The organism is Mycobacterium sp. shizuoka-1, from assembly GCF_002723835.1.
In the GTDB taxonomy this organism is placed as follows: domain Bacteria; phylum Actinomycetota; class Actinomycetes; order Mycobacteriales; family Mycobacteriaceae; genus Mycobacterium.
On sequence record NZ_BEWG01000112.1, the window covers coordinates 1 to 22,462 of the forward strand.

Annotated in this window: 18 protein-coding genes; 10 read left to right on the forward strand and 8 right to left on the reverse strand. The window is 68.3% G+C overall.

What is annotated here, in order from left to right; genetic code table 11:
* The first annotated feature begins 150 nt into the window (after positions 1–150).
* Positions 151–1,566: a DUF6350 family protein gene (locus MSZK_RS27735; protein ID WP_099251747.1), complete on the forward strand. Its 1,416-nt coding sequence runs from the start codon at positions 151–153 to the stop codon at positions 1,564–1,566.
* A gap of 6 nt (positions 1,567–1,572) precedes the next feature.
* On the opposite strand, the gene MSZK_RS27740 is transcribed toward MSZK_RS27735, so the two are convergent.
* Positions 1,573–1,827, reverse strand: a complete 255-nt coding sequence (locus MSZK_RS27740) for a hypothetical protein (protein ID WP_099251748.1) — start codon at positions 1,825–1,827, stop codon at positions 1,573–1,575.
* Positions 1,828–1,908: 81 nt separating this feature from the next.
* Here MSZK_RS27740 and purN point away from each other — a divergent pair, with 81 nt between their 5' ends.
* The 5 genes from purN (at position 1,909) to MSZK_RS27765 (ending at position 9,136) form a co-directional block, all read left to right on the forward strand.
* Positions 1,909–2,538, forward strand: coding sequence for a phosphoribosylglycinamide formyltransferase (gene purN / locus MSZK_RS27745; RefSeq protein WP_099251749.1), 630 nt, complete (start codon positions 1,909–1,911; stop codon positions 2,536–2,538).
* The gene (purH, locus tag MSZK_RS27750; RefSeq protein ID WP_099251750.1) at positions 2,535–4,118 is read left to right on the forward strand and encodes a bifunctional phosphoribosylaminoimidazolecarboxamide formyltransferase/IMP cyclohydrolase; all 1,584 of its coding nucleotides are present in this window, start codon (positions 2,535–2,537) and stop codon (positions 4,116–4,118) included. The genes purN and purH overlap by 4 nt, the downstream gene beginning before the upstream one ends.
* Positions 4,119–4,203: 85 nt before the next feature.
* Positions 4,204–5,586: a sigma 54-interacting transcriptional regulator gene (locus tag MSZK_RS27755; RefSeq protein ID WP_099251751.1), complete on the forward strand. Its 1,383-nt coding sequence runs from the start codon at positions 4,204–4,206 to the stop codon at positions 5,584–5,586.
* Positions 5,579–7,573 carry a VWA domain-containing protein gene (locus MSZK_RS27760; RefSeq protein WP_099251752.1) on the forward strand — a complete coding sequence of 665 codons (1,995 nt, stop codon included), beginning with the start codon at positions 5,579–5,581 and terminating at the stop codon, positions 7,571–7,573. Before MSZK_RS27755 ends, MSZK_RS27760 begins: the two co-directional genes overlap by 8 nt.
* A 372-nt stretch (positions 7,574–7,945) precedes the next feature.
* Positions 7,946–9,136, forward strand: coding sequence for a hypothetical protein (locus MSZK_RS27765; protein ID WP_142390017.1), 1,191 nt, complete (start codon positions 7,946–7,948; stop codon positions 9,134–9,136).
* Between the two features lie 72 nt (positions 9,137–9,208).
* Here MSZK_RS27765 and MSZK_RS27770 read toward each other — a convergent pair whose 3' ends face one another.
* From MSZK_RS27770 to MSZK_RS27800, 7 genes are all read right to left on the reverse strand, one after another.
* Complete coding sequence (locus MSZK_RS27770) at positions 9,209–9,811, reverse strand: DUF1707 domain-containing protein (RefSeq protein WP_099251754.1); 603 nt, start codon at positions 9,809–9,811, stop codon at positions 9,209–9,211.
* A 64-nt stretch (positions 9,812–9,875) separates the two neighbouring features.
* On the reverse strand, positions 9,876–10,643 hold the full coding sequence (locus MSZK_RS27775) for an enoyl-CoA hydratase family protein (RefSeq protein WP_099251755.1): 768 nt from the start codon (positions 10,641–10,643) through the stop codon (positions 9,876–9,878).
* A 5-nt stretch (positions 10,644–10,648) separates the two neighbouring features.
* On the reverse strand, positions 10,649–11,815 hold the full coding sequence (locus MSZK_RS27780) for an acyl-CoA dehydrogenase family protein (protein ID WP_099251756.1): 1,167 nt from the start codon (positions 11,813–11,815) through the stop codon (positions 10,649–10,651).
* The gene (locus MSZK_RS27785; protein ID WP_099251782.1) at positions 11,812–13,788 is read right to left on the reverse strand and encodes a biotin carboxylase N-terminal domain-containing protein; all 1,977 of its coding nucleotides are present in this window, start codon (positions 13,786–13,788) and stop codon (positions 11,812–11,814) included. The genes MSZK_RS27780 and MSZK_RS27785 overlap by 4 nt, the downstream gene beginning before the upstream one ends.
* A 5-nt stretch (positions 13,789–13,793) precedes the next feature.
* Positions 13,794–15,389 carry an acyl-CoA carboxylase subunit beta gene (locus MSZK_RS27790; protein WP_099251757.1) on the reverse strand — a complete coding sequence of 532 codons (1,596 nt, stop codon included), beginning with the start codon at positions 15,387–15,389 and terminating at the stop codon, positions 13,794–13,796.
* On the reverse strand, positions 15,386–16,543 hold the full coding sequence (locus tag MSZK_RS27795; protein ID WP_099251758.1) for an acyl-CoA dehydrogenase family protein: 1,158 nt from the start codon (positions 16,541–16,543) through the stop codon (positions 15,386–15,388). The genes MSZK_RS27790 and MSZK_RS27795 overlap by 4 nt, the downstream gene beginning before the upstream one ends.
* Entirely contained in the window at positions 16,540–18,225 is a 1,686-nt protein-coding gene (locus MSZK_RS27800; RefSeq protein WP_099251783.1) for an acyclic terpene utilization AtuA family protein, read from the reverse strand. Before MSZK_RS27800 ends, MSZK_RS27795 begins: the two co-directional genes overlap by 4 nt.
* A 246-nt stretch (positions 18,226–18,471) precedes the next feature.
* On the opposite strand from MSZK_RS27800, the gene rpmF reads away from it, so the two are divergent.
* From rpmF to MSZK_RS27820, 4 genes are all read left to right on the forward strand, one after another.
* On the forward strand, positions 18,472–18,645 hold the full coding sequence (gene rpmF, locus MSZK_RS27805) for a 50S ribosomal protein L32 (protein WP_099251759.1): 174 nt from the start codon (positions 18,472–18,474) through the stop codon (positions 18,643–18,645).
* Between the two features lie 81 nt (positions 18,646–18,726).
* Entirely contained in the window at positions 18,727–19,413 is a 687-nt protein-coding gene (locus tag MSZK_RS27810; protein WP_099251760.1) for a response regulator transcription factor, read from the forward strand.
* Positions 19,413–20,957 carry a HAMP domain-containing sensor histidine kinase gene (locus MSZK_RS27815; RefSeq protein WP_099251761.1) on the forward strand — a complete coding sequence of 515 codons (1,545 nt, stop codon included), beginning with the start codon at positions 19,413–19,415 and terminating at the stop codon, positions 20,955–20,957. The genes MSZK_RS27810 and MSZK_RS27815 overlap by 1 nt, the downstream gene beginning before the upstream one ends.
* 64 nt (positions 20,958–21,021) lie before the next feature.
* Positions 21,022–22,455 (forward strand): trypsin-like peptidase domain-containing protein, encoded by a 1,434-nt coding sequence (locus tag MSZK_RS27820; RefSeq protein ID WP_099251762.1) that lies wholly within the window; start codon positions 21,022–21,024, stop codon positions 22,453–22,455.
* The last annotated feature ends 7 nt before the right edge of the window (positions 22,456–22,462 follow it).

Consider the following 22,462-nt stretch of genomic DNA (forward strand, 5'->3'; position numbering starts at 1 on the left):
GCTTCAGCCCCCCGCCGACCACCCCGGGACAGCAGTCCGCTGCCCAGCCCGACCAGCCTCAGGCGCCGTCATCGTCGCCGTCATCGGGTCCCACCCCGTCGTAACCGGGCGCTCGCCGCGCACGTCTGACGGGCGCGGCGCGTGACACGGATGGAGGACAGGCGGCCGGTCGGGGCGCGCCAGGCACGGGACCTGGTGCGGGTCGCGTTCGGTCCGTCGCTGGTGGCGTTGACGGTGATCGCCGCGGTGACGGTGCTGCAACTGGTCATCGCCAACAGCGATATGACCGGCACTCTCGGTGCCATCGCCAGCATGTGGCTGGCCGTGCATCAGGTACCGATCTCGATCGCCGGGCATCAGCTGGGCGTGCTGCCGCTGCTGCCGGTGTTGCTGATGGTCTGGGGCACTGCGCGGACCACGGCGCAGGCCACGTCGCCGCGCGCTTCCTGGTTCGTGACCCGCTGGATCGTCGCCTCGGCCCTCGGTGGTCCGATGCTGATGGCGGCAATCGCGCTGGCCGTGATCCACGACGCCTCCTCGGTGATCACCGAGTTGCAGACGCCCAGCGCACTGCGGGCATTCTCCGGCGTGCTGGCCGTGCACGGCATCGGTGCGCTCATCGGGGTTGGGTCACGAGTGGGGTGGCGGGCGCTGCGCGCCCTGCGGCTACCGCTGTGGCTCGGCGACACCGTGCGGGCGGCGACGGCAGGCCTGCTGGCCTTGCTGGGCCTTTCCGGCGCGGTCACCGCGGCCTCCCTGGTCGTGCACTGGGGCACCATGCACGAGCTTTACGCGGTGACGGACTCGCTGTTCGGCCAGCTCAGTCTCACGCTGTTGTCGGCGCTGTACGTGCCGAACGTGATCGTCGGGACGTCAGCGGTGGCCGTGGGATCCAGCGCCCACATCGGCTTCGCCACGTTCAGTTCGTTCACGGTCTTCGGCGGCGACATCCCCGCCCTGCCGATCCTGGCGGCGGTCCCGACCCCACCGCTGGGGCCGGTCTGGGTGGCGCTGCTGATCGTCGGTGCCGCGTCGGGGGTCGCAGTGGGACAGCAGTGCGCCACCCGGCCGCTGCCCTGGCCTGCGGCGATGGGCAAACTGGCGGTCGCCTCCCTGCTGGCGGCGGTCACGATGGCGGTGCTCGGCTACGCCGGTGGGGGACAGCTGGGCAACTTCGGCGAAACCGGCGTCGACCAGGCCACCTTCGGTCCGGCGGTGTTCTTCTGGTTCTTCGTCGTCGGAGCCGTCACCGTCGTGATGACCGGCGGTATCCGGCGCCGCCCGAAGCGGGTCAAGCCGCCCGAGCCGGTCGCCGAGCCCACCCTCGAGGACGACGGCGAGGCGCTCACCGCCCCGATCCCTGACCTTCCGGACGCGCCGGACGTGCCCGGGGAGTCACAGCCCGAACCCGAACCGGCCCCGCAACCCCACGCCGAGGGCGAACCCGAACCCGCGCGCCTACCGCCCGCGCCCCCGCCACCGGTCCGGCCCGCTCCCGACCTCGAGGACGTCGAGGACCTGATGATCGTCGACGACGACATCGACGCGGGCCCACCCGAGCGCTGAGGTGTTCTAGCCCCCGGCCGGGACCGGGTACCGGTCGTTGATGTCGGCGTTGCTCGACTTCCGCGCACAGTGTGCGCAGCAGAAGATGGCGTCCTCGGTCTCGACGCCGTGACCCAGGATCCGGCAGCCGCAATGAGCACACGCGGGAGCCAGTTCGACCGCAGCGCACTCGACGCTGTCGAACGTGGCGGTGTGCCCGTCGGCGAAGGTGACGCTGAAGGCCTTGTCGTAGTCGTTTCCGCATGTGTTGCAGATCGCCATGGGCAATGCTCCTGTAGAGAAGACGGTGAAACCTCGGATGCCCGGCGAGCGGTGCCGACAAACACCGTTAGGCTCATCGCCGTGCAGCATCGGATCCACGTCCCCCCGAGCGCGCCGGCGCGCCTCGTCGTCCTGGCCTCGGGTACCGGTTCGCTGCTGCAGTCGCTGCTGTCGGCCGCGATCGGGGACTATCCGGCGCGGATCGTCGCGGTGGGAGTAGATCGCGACTGCCGCGCCGTGGACATCGCGCACGATGCGTCGATCCCCACCTTCCGCGTGCGACTCAAGGACTACGCCGACCGCGCCGCCTGGGACACCGCGATCGCCGACGCCACCGAAGCGCACAGCCCCGATCTCATCGTGTCCGCAGGCTTCATGAAAATACTTGGGCCGCAATTCCTTTCACGTTTCCTCGGCCGGGTCGTCAACACGCACCCGGCGCTGCTGCCGGCGTTCCCCGGCGCGCACGCGGTGCCCGACGCCCTGGCCTACGGGGTCAAGGTCACCGGCTGCACCGTCCATCTGGTGGATGCCGGTGTGGACACCGGCCCGATCCTCGCCCAGCAGGCGGTCGCCATCCTCGACGGTGACGACGAAGACACCTTGCACGAACGCATCAAAGTCGTGGAACGACGGCTCTTGGTGGACGTACTGGCCGCGCTGGCAACGCGCGGCGTGACCTGGAGTGGCAGAAAGGCGACCATAGGATGACCGCGGGGACATTGATCGGGAAGAAGCCGATCCGGCGCGCGCTGATCAGCGTGTACGACAAGAGCGGACTGATTCCGCTCGCACAAGGTCTGCACGAGGCGGGCGTGGCCATCGTCTCCACCGGATCGACGGCCAAAACAATTGCCGACAAAGGCATTCCGGTGACCCCGGTGGAGTTCGTCACCGGCTTTCCCGAGGTGCTCGACGGCCGGGTCAAGACGCTGCACCCGCACATCCACGCCGGCCTGCTCGCCGATACCCGCAACCCCGATCACGTGCGGGCGCTCGGCGAGCTCAAGATCGAGCCGTTCGACCTGGTGGTCGTGAACCTCTACCCGTTCAGCGAGACGGTGGACTCCGGCGCCGAAATCGAGGAATGCGTCGAGCAGATCGACATCGGCGGCCCGTCGATGGTGCGCGCGTCGGCCAAGAACCACGCGAGTGTGGCCGTCGTGGTCGATCCGCTCGGATACGACGGGGTGCTGGCCGCGGTCCGCGGCGGCGGCTTCACCCTCGCCGAGCGGCAGAAGCTGGCGGCGCTGGCGTTTCGGCACACTGCCGAATACGACGTCGCGGTGGCCAGCTGGATGGGGTCGGTGCTGTCCCCGGAAGGCGGCGACGCACCGGCATTCCTTCCGCCGTGGTTCGGTCAGACCTGGCGACGCACGTCGCAGCTGCGTTACGGGGAGAACCCGCATCAGCAGGCCGCGCTCTACAGCGACGACGCCGGCTGGCCGGGGTTGGCGCAGGCTGAGCAGCTGCACGGAAAAGAGATGTCCTACAACAACTTCACCGATGCCGATGCGGCGTGGCGGGCGGCGTTCGACCACCAGGAGATCTGTGTGGCGATCATCAAACACGCCAACCCGTGCGGGATCGCCATCTCCTCGGTCTCGGTGGCCGACGCGCATCGCAAAGCCCACGAATGCGATCCGCTGAGCGCGTTCGGCGGCGTGATCGCCGCCAACACCGAGGTCACCGTGGAGATGGCCGAGTTCGTGTCGGAGATCTTCACCGAGGTGATCATCGCGCCGGCGTATCAGCCCGGAGCGGTGGAAATCTTGGCCCGTAAGAAGAACATTCGCGTGCTGGTGGCCGCCGAACCGCCGGTCGGCGGGGTGGAGCTGCGCCAGATCAGCGGCGGTCTGCTGATGCAGGAACGCGACGGGATCGACGCACCCGGTGACGATCCGGCCAACTGGACGCTGGCCACCGGCACGCCTGCGGACGCGGCCACCCTGGCCGACCTGCGGTTCGCCTGGCGCGCCTGCCGCGCGGTGAAGTCCAACGCGATCGTGGTCGCGGCCGACGGGGCCACCGTCGGCGTCGGGATGGGCCAGGTCAACCGGGTCGATGCCGCGCGGCTGGCCGTGGAGCGCGGCGGCGAGCGGGTGCGCGGCGCGGTCGCGGCCAGCGACGCCTTCTTCCCGTTCCCCGACGGTCTCGAAACGCTGATGGCGGCCGGGGTCAAGGCCGTCGTGCATCCGGGTGGATCGATGCGCGACGACCTGGTCACCGAGGCGGCCGCGAAGGCCGGCGTGACCCTCTATCTGACCGGAGCCCGCCACTTCGCGCACTGAACCCCACCCCGCCTCCGAGGCGTGGTCTGTGACGTTGCGCTGACCGCGTAGTGCCGTCGTGGCGTGGCAGTCGTAGCGTGGAGAGGTGACTTCACCTGACACCTTCCCCCGCACTCTTGGCGAACTCCGCGCGACCGGACATCGCGAGCGCAGCGTCAAGCAGGAGATCCGGGAGAATCTGCTCACCGCCCTGGCGGAGGGCGACGACGTCTGGCCAGGTATTTTCGGCTTCGAGGACACGGTGTTGCCGCAGCTGGAGCGCGCGCTGATCGCCGGGCACGACTTCGTATTGCTCGGCGAGCGGGGGCAGGGCAAGACGCGGCTGCTGCGCTCGCTGCAGAACCTGCTCGACGAGTGGACCCCGGTGATCGCCGGATCGGAACTGGGCGAGCACCCCTACTCGCCGATCACGCCGGAGTCGATCCGGCGGGTCCAGGAGTCCGGCGACGACCTGCCCATCGCATGGCGGCACCGCAGCGAGCGCTACACCGAGAAGCTGGCCACCCCGGACACCAGCGTGGCCGACCTGGTCGGCGACATCGACCCGATCAAGGTGGCCGAAGGCCGCAGCCTGGGTGATCCCGAGACCATCGCCTACGGGCTGATCCCGCGGGCGCACCGTGGCATCGTCGCGGTCAACGAACTGCCCGACCTGGCCGAGCGCATCCAGGTCTCGATGCTCAACGTGATGGAGGAGCGTGACATCCAGGTGCGCGGGTACACCCTGCGGCTGCCGCTGGACGTGCTCGTGGTCGCCAGCGCAAATCCCGAGGACTACACCAACCGCGGGCGCATCATCACCCCGCTCAAGGACCGGTTCGGCGCCGAGATCCGCACCCACTACCCGCGGGAACTGGACGCCGAAGTCGGGGTGATCACCCAGGAGGCGCACCTGTCGGCGCGGGTGCCGACCTACCTGATGCAGATCATCGCCCGCTTCGCCCGCTACCTGCGCGAGTCGAACTCCGTCGACCAGCGCTCCGGGGTGTCGGCGCGGTTCGCGATCGCGGCCGCCGAGACCGTCGCCGCCTCGGCCCGGCACCGCGGCGCGGTGCTGGGCGAGGACGAACCGGTGGCCCGGGTGGTGGATCTGGGCACCATCATCGACGTGCTGCGCGGCAAGCTGGAATTCGAGTCCGGCGAGGAGGGCCGCGAGCAGGCCGTGCTCGAGCACCTGCTGCGCCGCGCGACCGCCGACACCGCCCAGCGGGTACTCGGCGGGATCGATGTCGGCCCGCTGGTGGTCGCGGTCGAAGGCGGCTCGGCGGTGACCACCGGCGAGCAGGTGTCGGCCAAGGACGTGCTGGCCGCGCTGCCCGACCTGCCGGTGATCGAGGCGATCGCCGAGCGACTGGATGCCGACACCGAAGGCGAGCGGGCCGCCGCGCTCGAATTGGCGCTGGAGGCCTTGTATCTGGCCAAGCGCATCGACAAGGTGACCGGAGAAGGCGAAACCGTCTATGGCTAGCCGCCCCGACAGGGGACACGCGCACGACTCCCGGTATTCGGCCTACACCGGGGGCCCTGATCCGCTTGCCCCTCCGGTGGATCTGCGTGACGCACTCGAGCAGATCGGGCAGGACGTCATGGAAGGCACGTCGCCGCGGCGGGCGTTGTCGGAATTGCTGCGCCGCGGCACCAAGAACACCAAGGGCTCCGACCGGCTGGCCGCCGAGGTGAACCGTCGTCGTCGAGAGCTGTTGAACCGCAACAACCTCGACGGCACGCTGCAGGAGATCAAGAAGCTGCTCGACGACGCGGTGCTCGCCGAGCGCAAGGAGCTGGCCCGCGCCCTGGACGACGACGCCCGATTCGCCGAGCTGCAGATCGAATCGCTGTCGCCGTCGCCGGCCAAGGCCGTCCAGGAACTGTCGGACTACAACTGGCGTAGTCCCGAGGCGCGCCAGAAGTACGAACAGATCAAGGATCTGCTCGGCCGGGAGATGCTCGATCAGCGGTTCGCCGGGATGAAGCAGGCGCTGGAAAACGCCACCGACGAAGACCGCCAAGCGGTCAACGAGATGCTCGACGACCTGAACGATCTGCTGGACAAGCACTCTCGTGGGGAAGACAGCGCGCAAGACTTCGACGATTTCATGCGCAAGCACGGCCAGTACTTTCCGGAGAATCCGAAAAATGTCGACGAGCTGCTGGATTCGCTGGCCAAGCGGGCGGCGGCCGCGCAACGGTTCCGAAACAGCCTGACGCCCGACCAGCGCGCGGAGCTGGATGCATTGGCGCAGCAGGCTTTCGGCTCGCCGGAGCTGATGAACGCGCTGAACCGGCTGGACTCGCATCTGCAGGCGGCCCGGCCGGGGGAGGACTGGACCGGCTCGTCGGAATTCTCCGGTGACAACCCGATGGGTATGGGGGAGGGTGCGCAGGCGCTGGCCGACATCGCCGAACTCGAGCAACTCGCCGAGCAGCTCTCACAGAGCTACGCCGGGGCCTCCATGGACGATGTCGACCTCGACGCGCTGGCCCGTCAGCTCGGCGATCAGGCCGCCGTGGACGCGCGGACGCTGGCCGAGTTGGAGCGCGCGCTGATGAACCAGGGCTTCCTGGATCGAGGTTCCGACGGGCAGTGGCGGTTGTCGCCGAAGGCGATGCGCCAACTCGGCCAGACCGCGTTGCGCGATGTCGCCCAACAACTGTCCGGGCGTCACGGCGAGCGCGACACCCGTCGTGCGGGTGCCGCCGGTGAACTGACCGGCGCCACCCGGCCGTGGGCGTTCGGCGACACCGAGCCGTGGAACGTCACCCGCACTCTGACCAACGCGGTGCTGCGGCGGGCCGGAACCGGGGATACGGCCGGGTCGTTGCGGATCGCGGTGGACGACGTCGAGGTCTCCGAAACCGAGACCCGCACGCAGGCGGCGGTGGCGCTGTTGGTGGACACCTCGTTCTCGATGGTGATGGAGAACCGGTGGCTGCCGATGAAGCGCACCGCGCTGGCGCTCAACCACCTGGTGAGCACCCGGTTCCGCTCCGACGCGCTGCAGACCATCGCCTTCGGCCGTTATGCCCGGACGGTGACTCCCGCCGAACTCGCCGGGCTCGAGGGCGTGTACGAGCAGGGCACCAACCTGCATCACGCCCTGGCGCTGGCGGTCCGGCATCTGCGCCGGCATCCCAATGCCCAGCCGGTGGTGTTGGTGGTCACCGACGGCGAGCCGACCGCACATCTGGAGGACGTCGACGGTCGCGGATCGTCGGTCTTTTTCGACTACCCGCCGCACCCGCGGACGATCGCGCACACCGTGCGAGGATTCGACGAGGTGGCACGCCTGGGCGCTCAGGTGACGATTTTCCGGCTCGGAAACGATCCCGGCCTGGCCAGGTTCATCGATCAGGTTGCTCGACGAGTGGAGGGTCGGGTGGTCGTTCCCGATCTCGACGGGCTCGGCGCGGCGGTGGTCGGCGACTACCTGCGGTCGCGGCGACGCCGCCGGTAAGCCGAACCGACCGGCTACTCAGCAAATTCTCATTCGGCGCGTGCGTGGGCGCTGGGTCGACCGAGTCCAGCAAAGAGCGCGGCAAACCTGGTTATTGTTGACATCAACTTTCTGCGGCGGGGGGTCCTAGCGAACACGTGCGTGATGTGTTCGCGGGAATGTTTCAGGCCTGTGAACTGGCTACTCGACACCTGTCGGCACGCCGTGAAGGAAGTGACACATGCGAATTTTGATGGCCGCGAATTTGAGCCGTTCCGCTTGCTGAAGGGCAAACAGCCCCTTAGTATCTATCAGGATCTTCTAAGATTCGCATCAGCAAAGCATCGAGTTCGTCACGACCTGGGCGAACCGCACCAGCAAGGGGAATCAGCAATGGCGTCACGGACTCGACCTTTCCTGATGACCGGCGCGGCACTGGTCAGCGCCGCCGCCGTCGTCACCGCCTCACCGGCGTTCCTGCCGACGCACGACATCGCGGTGGGGGCGCCCAGCTCGCTGCCGCTGTCGACCGCCAAGTACGAGCTGACCGCGCTCAGCGACATCACCATCCAGGGCATCAACGACGCCTACTGGTTCGGCTGGGGCGGCTACATCACCGACACCAACACCTACTACCCGGGTGTCAGTGACCGCTACGTCAGCGGCGCTTCGGGCGTCCTCTACTACCTGGTCGACAACGCCGCCGAGACCTTCCTGCCGGGCTTCGACCTGGACAACTACTACTTCGAGATCGGCGCGCCCGCCGTGCCGTACGTCGCCGCCGGTGAGCTGTTCGGCACGAGCTCGCCCATCTTCCAGGCCGCGCAGGCGACCTTCTACTACGGCATCCCGAACGTGATCAACTCGATCGTCGTCTCGGCGACGGAGCTGGTCCCGGAGATCAACATCGGCCCGATCAAGATCGGTGCGGGATACCTGGCCAGCCTGTACTTCTACGGACAGACGCCGGATTACGACCCGACCACCGGTACCGGGTTCTCCTACGGCAGCAACGGGCTGTCGGCGATCTGGGCCTACATCTCGACCTCGATCTCGGACAACCTGCCGGGCGCCCCGTCCGGTGCGGCGCTGAGCAGCGCGGTCGCCGCGGCCACCGTGGCCGTCGAGAACGGCATCAAGGGCCTCGAGGACGCGGTCAAGACCGTCACCTCGCCGGCCACCTCGTCCTCGGCGGCGGCGAAGTCGACCACCAAGGCCGTGTCAGCTGCCGCTGAGGTCAAGACCGAGACCGAGGCCGAGGACACCACCCCGGCGACCGGCGGCACCACCTCCACCGAGGGCAGCTCGTCCACCGACGACAGCTCGTCGACCGAGGGCAGCTCGTCCACCGACGACAGCACCTCGACCCCGGCGACGTCGACCGGTAGCGCGGCACCGTCCACCCCGAAGTCGACCGCCACCAAGCCGGCCAAGCCGCAGAACCCGCTGAACAAGATCGGCAAGAAGATCTCGGACGCGCTCGGCATCACCAAGAAGTCGAAGCCCAGCACCAAGTCCTCCAGCGATTCGAGCAGCAGCTCGAGCTCGAGCTCGAGCTCCGGCACCGGCGGCAGCGCCAAGTAACACCCGATCAACGACAACGCCGCCCCCTTCTGAAGAAGGGGGCGGCGTTGTCGTTGAGGGCTGGGGTGTTGCTCAGCGAGACAGTTCTTCGGAACCGCGAGGCTTGCGGCTCTTGCGTTTGACACCGACACCACCCCACAGCGAGAAGCCTCGGATGGTGACCTTGGGGGCACCCGGGGTGCCGCGGCCGTCGACATCGTGATCGAAACCGCCCATCACGCCGACCCCACGAACCTCGACGTTGACCTCCGGGGGCAGCAGGATGGTCTGCCCGCCCATGATCGAATACGCGTGAATCTCCACGGTGGCCGAGGTGAAGTCGGCATAGCGCAGGTCCACCACGCCGCCACCGAACAAGGTGAACGTGGTGATCCGGCCGGGCACGTTCCAGCGCCCACGGCGCTCGAAGCCGCTCAAGATCGCCAGCAGCAGTGTCTTGGGCGCCGGTTTGGAGGCGCCGCGGCGGTGCGAGGTGTCGGTGGCTTCCGGCAGGTCTTCGGTGAGTCGGTCCAATTCGTCGTAGGTCTGCGCGGCGTAGGCCTTGGCCAGCCGCTGCTCGTACTCGCCGAGCTGCAGGCGACCCTTGGCGGCGGCCTCGGTGAGCAGCTGAGCAACCTGGATGCGGTCCGTGTCAGCGGCCCGCGTCGTCGCGTCCCGGGGCGTCAAATTGCTCATCGCCTACGAGGGTACGACTCTGGAAGGCAACCGCAAGAGTGTTCGCTGATCTCTCACCCTGGTGTTATCGCAGCCAGCGTGGCTGACGTTTCTCCAGGAACGCCAACATCCCTTCCCGCGCCTCCTCGGAGACGAACAGCCGGGCGGATTCGGCGGCCAGCCGCTCGGCGTCGCGGTCGAACCGAGTCAGGACATCGGCCGTGGTCAGGGCTTTTGACGCCGCCAGCCCCTGGGGCGAGCCGCGACCCAGGTCCGCCACGATCGCCGCGACGGCGGGGTCGAGGTCGTCGGCTGCCAGGGTGATCAGCCCGATCTCGGCGGCCGTCGCCGGGGTGAAGGTCTCGCCCGTCAGGTAGTAGCGGGCCGCCGCCCGCGGCGCGAGCTTGGGCAGCAAGGTCAGCGAGATGATGGCAGGCGCCACCCCGATGCGCGCCTCGGTCAGCGCAAACGTACTGCGCGGCCCTGCAACCACGATGTCGCACGCACCCACCAGCCCCAGCCCGCCGGCGCGGACGTGGCCGTCGATCGCCGCCACCACCGGCACGGGCGATTCGACGATCGCGCGCAGTACAGTCGCGAGCTCCCGGGCTCGGGCGACGGTGGCCTCGTAGGGATCCCCGTCGGAGGCTTCGCTCAGGTCGGCGCCCGCACAGAATGTGCCGCCGGTGTGTCCCAGCACCACCGCCCGCACCGAGGCGTCGGCGGCGGCCGCCCGCAAGCCGGCGTGCAACTGCTCGACCAGTCGGGCGGACAGCGCGTTGCGGTTGTGCGGTGAATCCAGCGTCAGACGGGCGACGTGGCCGTCGACCGCATAACGGACCAGGGTGTCCATCGGAGTCAGTACGACCGCGGCAGGCCCAGTGAAGTCTGGGCGACGAAGTTCAAGATCATTTCCCGGCTCACCGGGGCGATGCGCGCCAGCCGTGACGCGGTGAGCATCGAGGCGACGCCGTACTCCTTGGTCAGCCCGTTGCCTCCCAGCGACTGCACGGCCTGGTCGACGGCGCGGGTGGACGCTTCTCCGGCGGCGTATTTGGCCATGTTGGCCGCTTCGGCGCAGCCGAAATCGTCGCCGTGGTCATAGAGCGTGGCCGCCTTCTGCATCATCAACCTGGCCAGTTCGAGCTCGATGTGGTTCTGTGCCAACGGGTGGGCGATGCCCTGGTGGGCGCCGATCGGGGTCTTCCACACCTGGCGGGTCTTCACGTAGTCGGCTGCCTTGGTGAGCGCGAATCGGCCCACCCCGATCGCGTTGGCCGCCCCCATGATCCGCTCGGGATTCAAGCCCGCAAAGAGTTGCGCGATCGCGGCGTCCTCCGAACCCACCAGCGCATCGGCAGGCAGCCGGACGTCGTCGAGGAACAACGAGAACTGGTTCTCCGGGCTGACGATCTCCATGTCGATCTTGGTGAAGGTAAAACCGGGGGAATCGGTCGGCACGATGAACAGTGCCGGCTTCAGGTTGCCGGTCTTGGCGTCTTCGGTCCGGCCCACGACCAGCACCGCCTGGGCCTGGTCGACCCCGGAGATGTACACCTTCGCACCCGACAGGATCCAGTCGCTGCCGTCCCGTCGCGCGGTGGTGGTGATCCGGTGGGAGTTCGAGCCGGCGTCGGGTTCGGTGATCGCAAACGCCATGGTGATCGAGCCGTCGGCGATTCCCGGCAGCCAGCGTTTCTTCTGCTCGTCGGTGCCGAATTTGCTGATGATCGTGCCGTTGATGGCCGGTGACACCACCATCATCAACAGGGAGCAGCCGTTCGACGCCATCTCGTCCATGACGAGCGACAGCTCGTACATGCCCGCGCCCCCGCCGCCGTACTCTTCGGGCAGATTCACCCCGATGAAGCCGAGTTTTCCAGCCTCGGACCATAACTCGTCGGTGTACTCGCCGGCGCGGGCCTTGGCCAGGTAGTAGTCCTGTCCGTAGCTGGCCGCGAGCGCTGCGACTGCCTTGCGTAACTCCTGACGCTCGGCGCTCTCGATGAAGCCGGTGTCGCTCATTGCTCTCCTTCAGCCGCAGCCGGGCTCTCTACCCGGGCCAGGACGGTACCGACGTCGACCTGCTGGCCGACGCTGACATCGAGTTGGGCCAGTACACCGTCGCCGGGCGCGGTGATGGTGTGTTCCATCTTCATCGCCTCGAGCCACACCAGGGGCTGGCCGGCGATCACCGTGTCACCCAGTGCCGCACCGAGCCGGATCACCGTGCCGGGCATGGGGGCCAGCAGCGAGCCCTTCTCGACCGCGGATCCCGGTTCCGGGAACCGTGCGGCGGTGGCCAGTCGCACCGAGCCCAGCGGAGCGTCGACGAACACCTCGGTGCCGTATCGGCTCACGGCGAACGCGGTCGCCACCCCGTCGGCGTCGGCCAGCACCACCTCGTGTGGCTGTGCCGATATCAGGGTCACGTCGTCGTCGGGCAGCAGCAGCCCGTCGCGGGTGAACCGATAGGCCACCCGATGTTCGCGCTCCGCGGCGTCCACATACGTCTTGTGCTGATTGCCCGACACCACATTGCGCCAGCCGCTGGGGATTTCGGCCATCACCGGGGCGGTGGCCCGGTTGGCGGCGGCATCGGCCAGGGCGGCGGCGACCGCCGCGAGCCGGACGGTGCGGTCGTCGGCAAGCGGCCGGGCCAGTTCGGCCAGGCCGTGGGTGTCGAAGAATGCCGTGTCGGTTGCGCCGTCGACGAACGCATGGTGGCGAAGGACATTGACCAGCAGATCGCGGTTGGTGCCAACACCGTGCAGCCGGGTGCGGGTCAGTGCGTCGGCGAGCACCGCAGCCGCGCGGCGCCGGGTCGGGGCATACGAGATCACCTTGGCCAGCATGGGGTCGTAGTGGATCGACACGGTCGAGGAGTCGACGATTCCGGAGTCCAATCGGACACCGGTGCCGGCCAACAGACCGAACGACGCGGTGGCGGCAGGAACTTCGAATCGATGGACGACTCCGGCCTGCGGCTGCCAGCCCCGCGCGGGGTCCTCGGCGTAGATCCGTGCCTCGATGGAATGGCCGCGGGGCCGCGGCGGAGCGNNGTCCAGGCGCTCCCCGTCGGCCACCGCGAGCTGCCACTCCACGAGATCCAGTCCGGTGGTCAACTCCGTGACCGGATGCTCGACCTGAAGGCGAGTGTTCATCTCCAGGAAGTAGAACTGCCCGTCATCGTCGGCGAGGAACTCCACGGTGCCCGCCCCGGTATAGCCGATCGCCTCGGCTGCCAGCCGTGCGGCCTCAAAGAGCTTCTCCCGCATGCCGGTAACGCGTTCGACCAACGGTGAGGGCGCCTCTTCGATGATCTTCTGATGCCGGCGTTGAATAGAGCACTCGCGCTCGCCGACCGCCCACACTGTGCCGTGTTCGTCGGCCAGCACCTGGACCTCGACATGGTGGCCGGTGGGCAGGTAGCGCTCGCAGAACACCGTGGGATCGCCGAACGCCGACTGGGCCTCCCGACGCGCAGCCTGTACCTGATCGGCCAGCTCCGAGAGTTCGGTCACCACCCGCATGCCGCGGCCACCGCCGCCGGCAGACGCTTTCACCAGCACCGGAAGCTGTTCGGTGGTGACGGTGTCGGGGTCGAGTTCGCCGAGCACGGGAACCCCGGCGGCGGCCATCATCTTCTTGGCCTCGATCTTGGAGCCCATCGCGGCCACCGCGGCCACCGGCGGCCCGATCCAGCGCAGCCCGGCGTCGAGCACCGCCTTGGCGAAATCGGGGTTTTCCGAGAGGAACCCGTAGCCGGGGTGGATGGCGTCGGCGCCGGCGGACCGGGCTGCGGCGAGCAGCGCCGCGATGTCGAGGTATCCGCGCACGCCGTCGAGCCGCACCCGGGCATCGGCCTCGGCGACGTGCGGTGACTGGGCGTCGGGATCGGTGTAGACGGCCACTGTGCCGATTCCCAGCCGGCGACAGGTGGCGAAGACGCGGCGGGCGATCTCGCCCCGGTTGGCCACGAGGACTGTGGTGATCATTTCGCTCACATCCGGAAGACGCCGAAGTTCGACGTCCCCTCGATCGGGGCATTGGCTATGGCGGACAGGCACATTCCCAGCACGGTGCGGGTGTCGCGGGGGTCGATCACCCCGTCGTCGTAAAGCCGGCCGGACAAGAACATGGGCAGCGACTCGGCTTCGATCTGTGCCTCGACGGCAGCGCGCAGCGCCGCGTCGGCCTGTTCGTCCACGACGCCGCCGCGGGCTTCGGTGGCCGCGCGGTTGACGATCGACAGCACGCCGGCCAACTGTGCACCGCCCATCACCGCGGACTTCGCACTGGGCCAGGCGAAGAGGAATCGGGGATCGTAGGCGCGTCCGCACATCCCGTAGTGTCCGGCGCCGTAGGAGGCGCCGATCAACAGGGAGATGTGCGGGACCCGCGAGTTGGAGACGGCGTTGATCATCATCGAGCCGTGCTTGACCATCCCACCTTCCTCGTAGGCCTTACCCACCATGTAGCCGGTCGTGTTGTGCAGGAACAACAGTGGAGTGTTCGACCGGTTGGCCAGCTGGATGAACTGGGTCGCCTTCTGGGACTCCTCGCTGAACAGCACGCCGCGGGCGTTGGCCAGGATGCCCAGCGGGTAGCCGTGCAGCGTCGCCCAGCCCGTCACCAGTGAGGACCCGTACATCGCCTTGAACTCGTCGAAGTCGGAACCGTCGACGATGCGGGCGATCACCTCACGGGGATCGAACGGGATCCGAAGATCGGCCGACACGATGCCCAGCAGCTCGTCGGGGTCGGCGAGCGGCGGGGTGACCGGGCGCGGTGCGGGTCCGTGCTTGGCCCAGTTCAGCCGGGCCACGATGCGCCGGCCGATCCGGAGCGCGTCGAGCTCGTCGACGGCGAAGTAATCGGCCAAACCCGAAACCCTGGCGTGCATTTCGGCCCCACCCAGGGACTCGTCGTCGGCTTCCTCGCCGGTGGCCATCTTCACCAGCGGGGGACCGGCCAGAAAGACCTTCGACCGTTCCTTGATCATCACCACGTGATCCGACATGCCCGGAATGTATGCGCCACCGGCGGTGGAGTTGCCGAACACCAGCGCGATTGTCGGGATACCCGCCGCGGACAGCCGGGTCAGGTCACGGAACATCTGCCCGCCCGGGATGAAGATCTCTTTCTGGGTGGGCAGGTCGGCACCGCCGGACTCGACCAGTGAGATCACCGGCAACCGGTTCTCGAAGGCAACCTGATTGGCCCGCAGGATCTTCTTCAGTGTCCACGGGTTACTGGTGCCGCCCTTGACCGTGGGGTCGTTCGCGATCAGAAGGCACTCCACACCCTCCACCACACCGATACCGGTGACCAGGCTGGCGCCTACCTGGAAGTCGCTGCCGTAGGCGGCCAGCGGGCACAGTTCCAGAAACGGCGAGTCCGGGTCGACCAGAAGCTCGATCCGCTCGCGGGCGGTGAGTTTGCCCCGGTTGTGGTGGCGGTCGACGTATTTGGGCCCGCCGCCGGCCAAGGCCTTGGCCAGCTCACCGTCGATCTCGGCGAGCTTGGCGGTCATCGCCTCGGCTGCCGCGACATAGGTCGGTGCCGTCGGGTCGATGGTGCTCGTGAGCCGGGTCATGCCTGGTATCCAAGTGCCTTGGCGGCCAGTCCGGTGAGAATTTCGGTGGTTCCGCCGCCGATGCCCAGGATTCGCATGTCCCGGTATTGGCGTTCGACCTCGCACTCGGTCATGTAGCCCATCCCTCCGAACAACTGAACAGCCTGGTGTGCCACCCATTCGCCGGCTTCCACCGCGGTGTTCTTGGCGAAGCACACCTGCGCGATCAGATTCGTCTCGCCCGCCATCTGCCGTTCCACGACATTGCGTGAGTACACCCGGGCCACGTCGATGCGGCGGGCCATCTCGGCCAGCGTGTTCTGCACCGACTGCCGGGCGATCAACGGACGGCCGAACGTCTCGCGGTCGCGGCACCACTGCACCGTCAAGTCCAGGCACCGCTGTGCCGATGAATAGGCCTGCGCAGCAAGGCCGATCCGTTCGGAGACGAAGGCTGCCGCGATCTGGGTGAAACCGGAGTTCTCGGTGCCGACGAGATTGGCCACCGGAACCCGCGCCTCGGTGTAAGACAGCTCGGCGGTGTCCGAGGACCGCCAACCCATCTTGTCCAGCCTGCGGGTGACGTCAAAGCCCGGGGTGCCCTTCTCCACGACGAGCAGCGAAACCCCCGCCGCCCCTGGCAGTTCGGCACCGCCGGTGCGCACCGCGGTCACGACGTAGTCGGCGCGCACGCCCGAGGTGATGTAGGTCTTGGCGCCGTCGACGATGTAGGAGTCGCCGTCGCGGGTGGCCGTCGTCCGCAGATGGCCGACGTCCGAGCCGCCACCTGGCTCGGTGATGGCCAACGATCCGATCAGCTCACCGCGAAGGGTGGGCCGCACGAACGTCTCGATCAGCCGTTCGTCGCCGCTGGCCACCATGTGGGGCACCGCGATGCCGCAGGTGAACAGCGAGGCGAAAACCCCACCGGGAGTGCCGGCTTCGTGCAGCTCCTCGCAGATGACCACTGAGTCCGCGGCATCACCGCCCCCGCCGCCCACCGATTCGGGCAGGTCGGCGCCCAGCAGCCCGGCCGCCGCGGCCCGCCGGTGCAGGTCGCGCGGCAGTTCGCCGGCGCGCTCCCACTCCTGGATATGGGGCAGGATCTCGCGTTCGGCGAAGCTGCGTACGGTCGCGCGCAGCTGTCGGCGTTCAGCGGTGTTCCAGACGGTCACGGCAGGATCGCTTCCGGGATGTCGACGTGCCGGCTGCGTAGCCACTCGCCCAGCCCCTTGGCCTGGGGGTCGAATCGCGCCTGATAGGCGACGCCCTGGCCGAGGATGTCCTCGATCACGAAATTCATGGCGCGCAGGTTCGGCAGCAGGTGACGGGCGATTGGGAGATCCTTTGTCTCGGGCAGCAATTCCCGGAGTGCATCGACAGTCAGTGCATGCGCGAGCCACTGCCACTGCTCATCGGTGCGGACCCATACCCCGATGTTGGCGGCCCCGCCCTTGTCCCCGCTGCGGGCGCCGGCGATCGTGCCCAACGGCAGGCGTCTGACCGTGCCGGGGGCGGGGGAGGGCGGCAGCGGCGGTGGGTTGACCTCGGCCAGCTCGCGGGTGATCGCGGCGGCGGCGATGTCAGCGCGGGTTCCGTCCGGTCGCACAGCGACGTGGGCGACCGCGTCGGCCGGCACGAAGCCCGCGGTGAACACGCCATAGACCTGACCGTCGCCGGGTGGTGCGGTCGAGGTGAATCCGGGATAGGACGCCAGCGCGAGTTCGACTGCGGCCGAGGAGAACTGACGCCCGACGAGTTTGGGATCGGGATCGCGCACGACACAGCGCAGCAGGGCGCTGGCTGCCTCTTCGGTATCCGCGTCGGCGTGGTCGGTGCGTGCCAGCGTCCATTCCATCTCGGCCGGCGTCACCGTCAGCGCCGACTCCAGCTGGCGACGGACCAGGGCGGCCTTGGCCTCGATGTCCAAGCCGGTGAGCACAAACGTCGCCGCGTTGCGGAATCCGCCGATGCTGTTGCGTGACACCTTCAGCGACGGTGGTGGCGGCTCGCCGCGCACACCGCTGATGCGGACGCGATCGGCGCCGTCGGGGGTCAGGGTGATGCTGTCGAAACGGGCGGTGACGTCGGGGTTGGCGTATCGGGCGCCGCCGATCTCGTAGAGCAGCTGGGCGGTCACCGTGCCCACGCTGACCTGACCGCCGGTGCCGGGGTGCTTGGTGATCACCGAGGAGCCGTCGGCGTACACCTCGGCCAGCGGAAAGCCGGCGTGGCCGAGGTCGTCGATCTCGGTGAAGAAGGCGTAGTTGCCGCCGGTGGCCTGAGCGCCGCACTCGATGACGTGTCCCGCCACCACCGCGCCGGCCAGCTGGTCGTAGTCCTCCCGGCCCCACCCGAAGTGTGCCGCGGCCGGGCCCACCACCACCGAGGCGTCGGTGACCCGGCCGGTGACGACCACGTCGGCGCCGGCCCGCAGGCACTCGGCGATACCCCAGCCGCCGAGGTAGGCGTTCGCGGTCAGCGGCGAACCCAGTCCGAGCTCGGCGGCCCGGGGCAGGATGTCGTCGCCCTCGACGTAGGCCACCTGCGCGGGGATGCCGAGCCGCTCGGCCAGTGCGCGCACCTCGGCGGCCAGTCCGGCGGGATTGAGGCCGCCGGCGTTGGCAACGATGCGCACGCCGCGGTCATGGGCCAGGCCGAGGCACTCCTCGAGCTGGGTGACGAAAGTCCTGGCGTAGCCGCGCTCGGGGTGCTTGATCTTGTCCCGGCCAAGGATCAGCATGGTGAGCTCGGCCAGGTAGTCGCCGGTCAGATAATCCAGCTCACCGCCGGTGAGCATCTCCCGCATCGCGGCGATCCGGTCACCGTAGAAACCCGAACAGTTGCCGATCCGCACCGCATTTGCCATGCGCGCTGTCATCCCTTCACTGGCACTGGATCCGGGGTCGCTCCGCTCCTGCCCGCCGAACCAACCAACCGGTAGGTTACTGGGGACCGCCGGTTCTCCGTCAAGGGGTGAGGTCACTCGTCCCGGACGTTTTGGAGCCCACGCAGGTGAGCGGCTATCCTGAAGCGCAACTGTTGGCCGCCGGCACTGAGGAGTCTCCGCGCGGCGCCACCCCTGATCAAGGAGAAGCACGTCATGGCTGTGCCCAAGCGCAGAATGTCGCGCGCGAACACCCGCAGTCGGCGCGCGCAGTGGAAGGCCGAGGCCACCGGTCTGGTCACCGTTTCCGTCGGCGGCCGTCAGCACAAGGTTCCGCGCCGGTTGCTCAAGGCGGCTCGCCTCGGACTGATCGATCTCGACAAGCGCTGACGCGTTCACCTGCCGCGAATTGCCTGCTCGCGCGGCGTGCCTCTCAGGGCAATCTCAGGCGTTGGGTTGAGACTGGTTGCTGTGCGAATTCTTGTCGTTGATGATGATCGCGCTGTGCGCGAGTCGCTGCGCCGGTCCCTCTCGTTCAACGGGTACTCCGTTGACCTGGCGCAGGATGGCGTAGAGGCCCTCGATGCGATCGCCAACGACCGGCCCGATGCCCTGGTGCTGGACGTGATGATGCCCCGGCTGGACGGGCTCGAGGTCTGCCGGCAACTGCGCAGCACCGGTGACGATCTGCCCATCCTGGTCCTGACCGCACGGGACTCGGTGTCCGAGCGGGTGGCCGGTCTGGACGCCGGCGCCGACGACTACTTGCCCAAGCCGTTCGCCCTCGAAGAGTTGCTGGCGCGGATGCGCGCGCTGCTGCGGCGCACCAGCCCCGACGAGCAATCCGATTCGGCGGTGATGTCGTTCGGCGATCTCACGTTGGACCCGGTCACTCGCGAGGTGCACCGGGGTAAGCGCGCCATCAGCCTGACCCGCACCGAGTTCGCCCTGCTGGAGATGCTCATCGCGAATCCGCGGCGGGTGCTCACCCGCAGCCGCATCCTGGAAGAGGTATGGGGTTTCGACTTTCCGACATCCGGTAACGCACTGGAGGTCTACGTCGGTTATCTCCGTAGGAAAACCGAAGCAGAAGGAGAACCGCGGCTGATCCACACCGTTCGGGGTGTGGGTTATGTGCTGCGTGAGACACCGCCCTGATGGCACGCCTGAGGCGGCGCGCGCGGGCTTCGCGGGCGCCTGACGAATCGACGACATCGCTGTCCCTGCGATGGCGGGTGATGTTGCTGGCCATGTCGATGGTGGCGATGGTCGTCGTGCTGATGGCGGTCGCGGTGTACGCCGTGGTGTCCGCCGCGCTCTACACCGACATCGACAATCAGCTGCAGAGTCGGGCGGGCTTGCTGATCGCCAGCGGGTCGCTGGCAGCCGATCCCGGCAAGGCAATCGAGGGCACCGCCTACTCCGACGTGAATGCGATGCTGGTCAACCCGGGCCGGTCGATCTACACCGCGAACCAGCAGGGCCAACGGTTGCCGATCGGCGAGCCGGAGAAATCCGTGATCGGTGGCGAGCTACTGATGTCGCGCCGGACGGTGGCCAACCAGCGGGTGCTGGCGGTGCATCTGCCCAACGGCAGTTCGCTGCTGATCTCGAAGAGCCTGGCGCCGACCAACGCGGTGATGACCAAGCTCAAATGGGTGCTGTTGGCGGTGGGCGGCATCGGCGTGGTGGTGGCCGCGATCGCCGGCGGGATGGTGGCCCGAACCGGGCTGAGGCCGGTGGCGAGATTGACCGAGGCCGCCGAGCGGGTTGCTCGCACTGACGATCTGCGGCCCATTCCGGTGTTCGGCAGTGACGAATTGGCTCGGCTCACCGAAACGTTCAACACGATGCTGCGGGCCTTGGCCGAGTCGCGGGAGCGCCAAGCCCGCCTGGTGGCCGACGCGGGCCACGAGCTGCGCACGCCGCTGACATCGCTGCGCACCAACGTCGAGCTGCTGATGGCCTCGATGCAACCCGGCGCGCCGAGGCTGCCGGAGGGCGAGATGGCCGATCTGCGAACGGATGTGATTGCGCAGATCGAGGAATTGTCCACTCTGGTGGGCGATCTGGTGGACCTTACGCGGGAGGATGCCGGCGGGGTGGTCCACGAAGCCGTCGATCTGAGCGACGTCGTCGAGCGCAGCCTGGAACGAGCGCGCAGACGCCGCAACGACGTTCAGTTCGACGTCGACGTCATCGGATGGCAGGTCTACGGTGATCCCGCCGGGCTGTCGCGGGCGGTGGTGAACCTGCTGGACAACGCCGCCAAATGGAGCCCGTCGGGGGCCCACGTCGGGGTCCGGTTGCGTCAGGTCGACGCCGCCCACGCCGAGCTCGTGGTGTCCGACCACGGACCGGGAATCCCGCCTGCCGAGCGCGGTCTGGTGTTCGAGCGGTTCTACCGCTCGGCGTCGGCGCGGGCCATGCCTGGATCGGGCCTCGGACTCGCGATCGTCAAACAGGTTGTCGTCAAGCACGGCGGGATGATCCGCATCGGCGACACGGTGCCCGGGGGCCAACCACCGGGCACGGCGTTCTATGTGCTGTTGCCCGGCCTGCCGATCACCGCGGCAATGTATCCGGAGCCTTCAGCTGAGAGCGAAATCACCGGTACAAACGCCGAGAGCAACGGTGATCGAGGGTCGCTCCAGCAAAAACCGCCGACCGTACCGAGTGTTATCTCAGTCGATTCTCAGTAGTGCAAGGCAAGCTTGAGCCAACACATTTTGTGCATCTCGTGGAGAGAAAGAGCGACCTGACGACATGACCGACCACTCGAGGTACTCGCAGCCGCAGCAGCCCGGCCCAGCCGGGCCGAATCAGCATGCGGCACCGGGGTATTCGCAGCCCCCGCGGACGGCCGGTTATCAGCAACCCTACGACTGGCGCTACGCCACCCAGCAGCAACCGCCTGCCTATCGTCAGCCTTACGATCCGTATCAGGTTGCGCGACAAGGACATCCGCCGACTTCTCCGGTTATGCCGCCGCTGCCGCCGCGCAAGCGCTCAAGGGTGGCGGCGCTGACCGCAGGAGCGTTGGCCATCGCCGCGGTGTCGGCGGGCGTCGGCGGCACGGTGGTGCTGCTGGCCCACCCGGACCGCCAACCGGTCGGCTCGGTGTTGCAGGGTGGCCCCAACGGGGTGTCCAACGTCCCGGCCGCCAATCTGCCGGTGGGTTCGGTCGAACAGGTGGCGGCCAAGGTCGTCCCCAGTGTGGTCAAGCTCGAAACCGAGTTCGGGCGTCAGTCCGAGGAGGGCTCGGGCATCATCTTGTCCTCCGACGGGCTGATCCTGACCAACAACCACGTCGTCGCCGCGGCCAAGGGCGGCGGTCCGGCGCCGGCGGCCCCACCCTCGATCCCCGGTTTGCCGCCGTTGGCGCCGGGCGGCCCGAGCGGGCCCAGCGGTCCCGGGGATCCGGCCGGCGGCGGGGCACCGACCACCACGGTGACGTTCGCTGACGGGCGCACCGCATCCTTCACCGTGGTCGGAACCGATCCGGCCAGCGATATCGCCGTCGTCCGGGCGCAGGGAGTGTCGGGATTGACTCCGATCAGCCTGGGCTCGTCGGCCAACCTGCGGGTCGGCCAGGACGTGGTGGCGGTCGGTTCACCGCTGGGTCTGGAAGGCACGGTCACCACCGGGATCGTCAGCGCCCTGAACCGCCCGGTCGCCACCGGCGGTGACGCGAACAACCAGAACACCGTGCTGGATGCCATTCAGACCGACGCCGCGATCAATCCGGGGAACTCCGGTGGCGCGCTGGTGAACATGAGCGGTGAGCTGGTCGGGGTGAACTCGGCGATCGCCACGCTCGGCGGCGATTCCCCCGACGCCCAGAGCGGGTCGATCGGGCTGGGCTTCGCCATTCCGGTGGACCAGGCCAAGCGGATCGCCGACGAGCTGATCAGCACCGGCACCGCCACTCACGCGTCGCTCGGGGTGCAGGTCAGCAATGACACCACCACGCATGGAGCGAAGATCGTCGACGTGACCAAGGGCGGTGCCGCGGCGTCCGCCGGGTTGCCCAGCGGTGTCGTGGTGACCAAGATCAACGACCGCGTGATCGGCAGCGCCGACGCCTTGGTCGCCGCCGTCCGGTCTCGCGCGCCGGGCGAGAAGGTGACGCTGACCTACACCGATCCTTCCGGCGCCGATCGCACCGTGGAGGTCACGCTCGGCAAGGCCGCCCAGTGATCCGCGT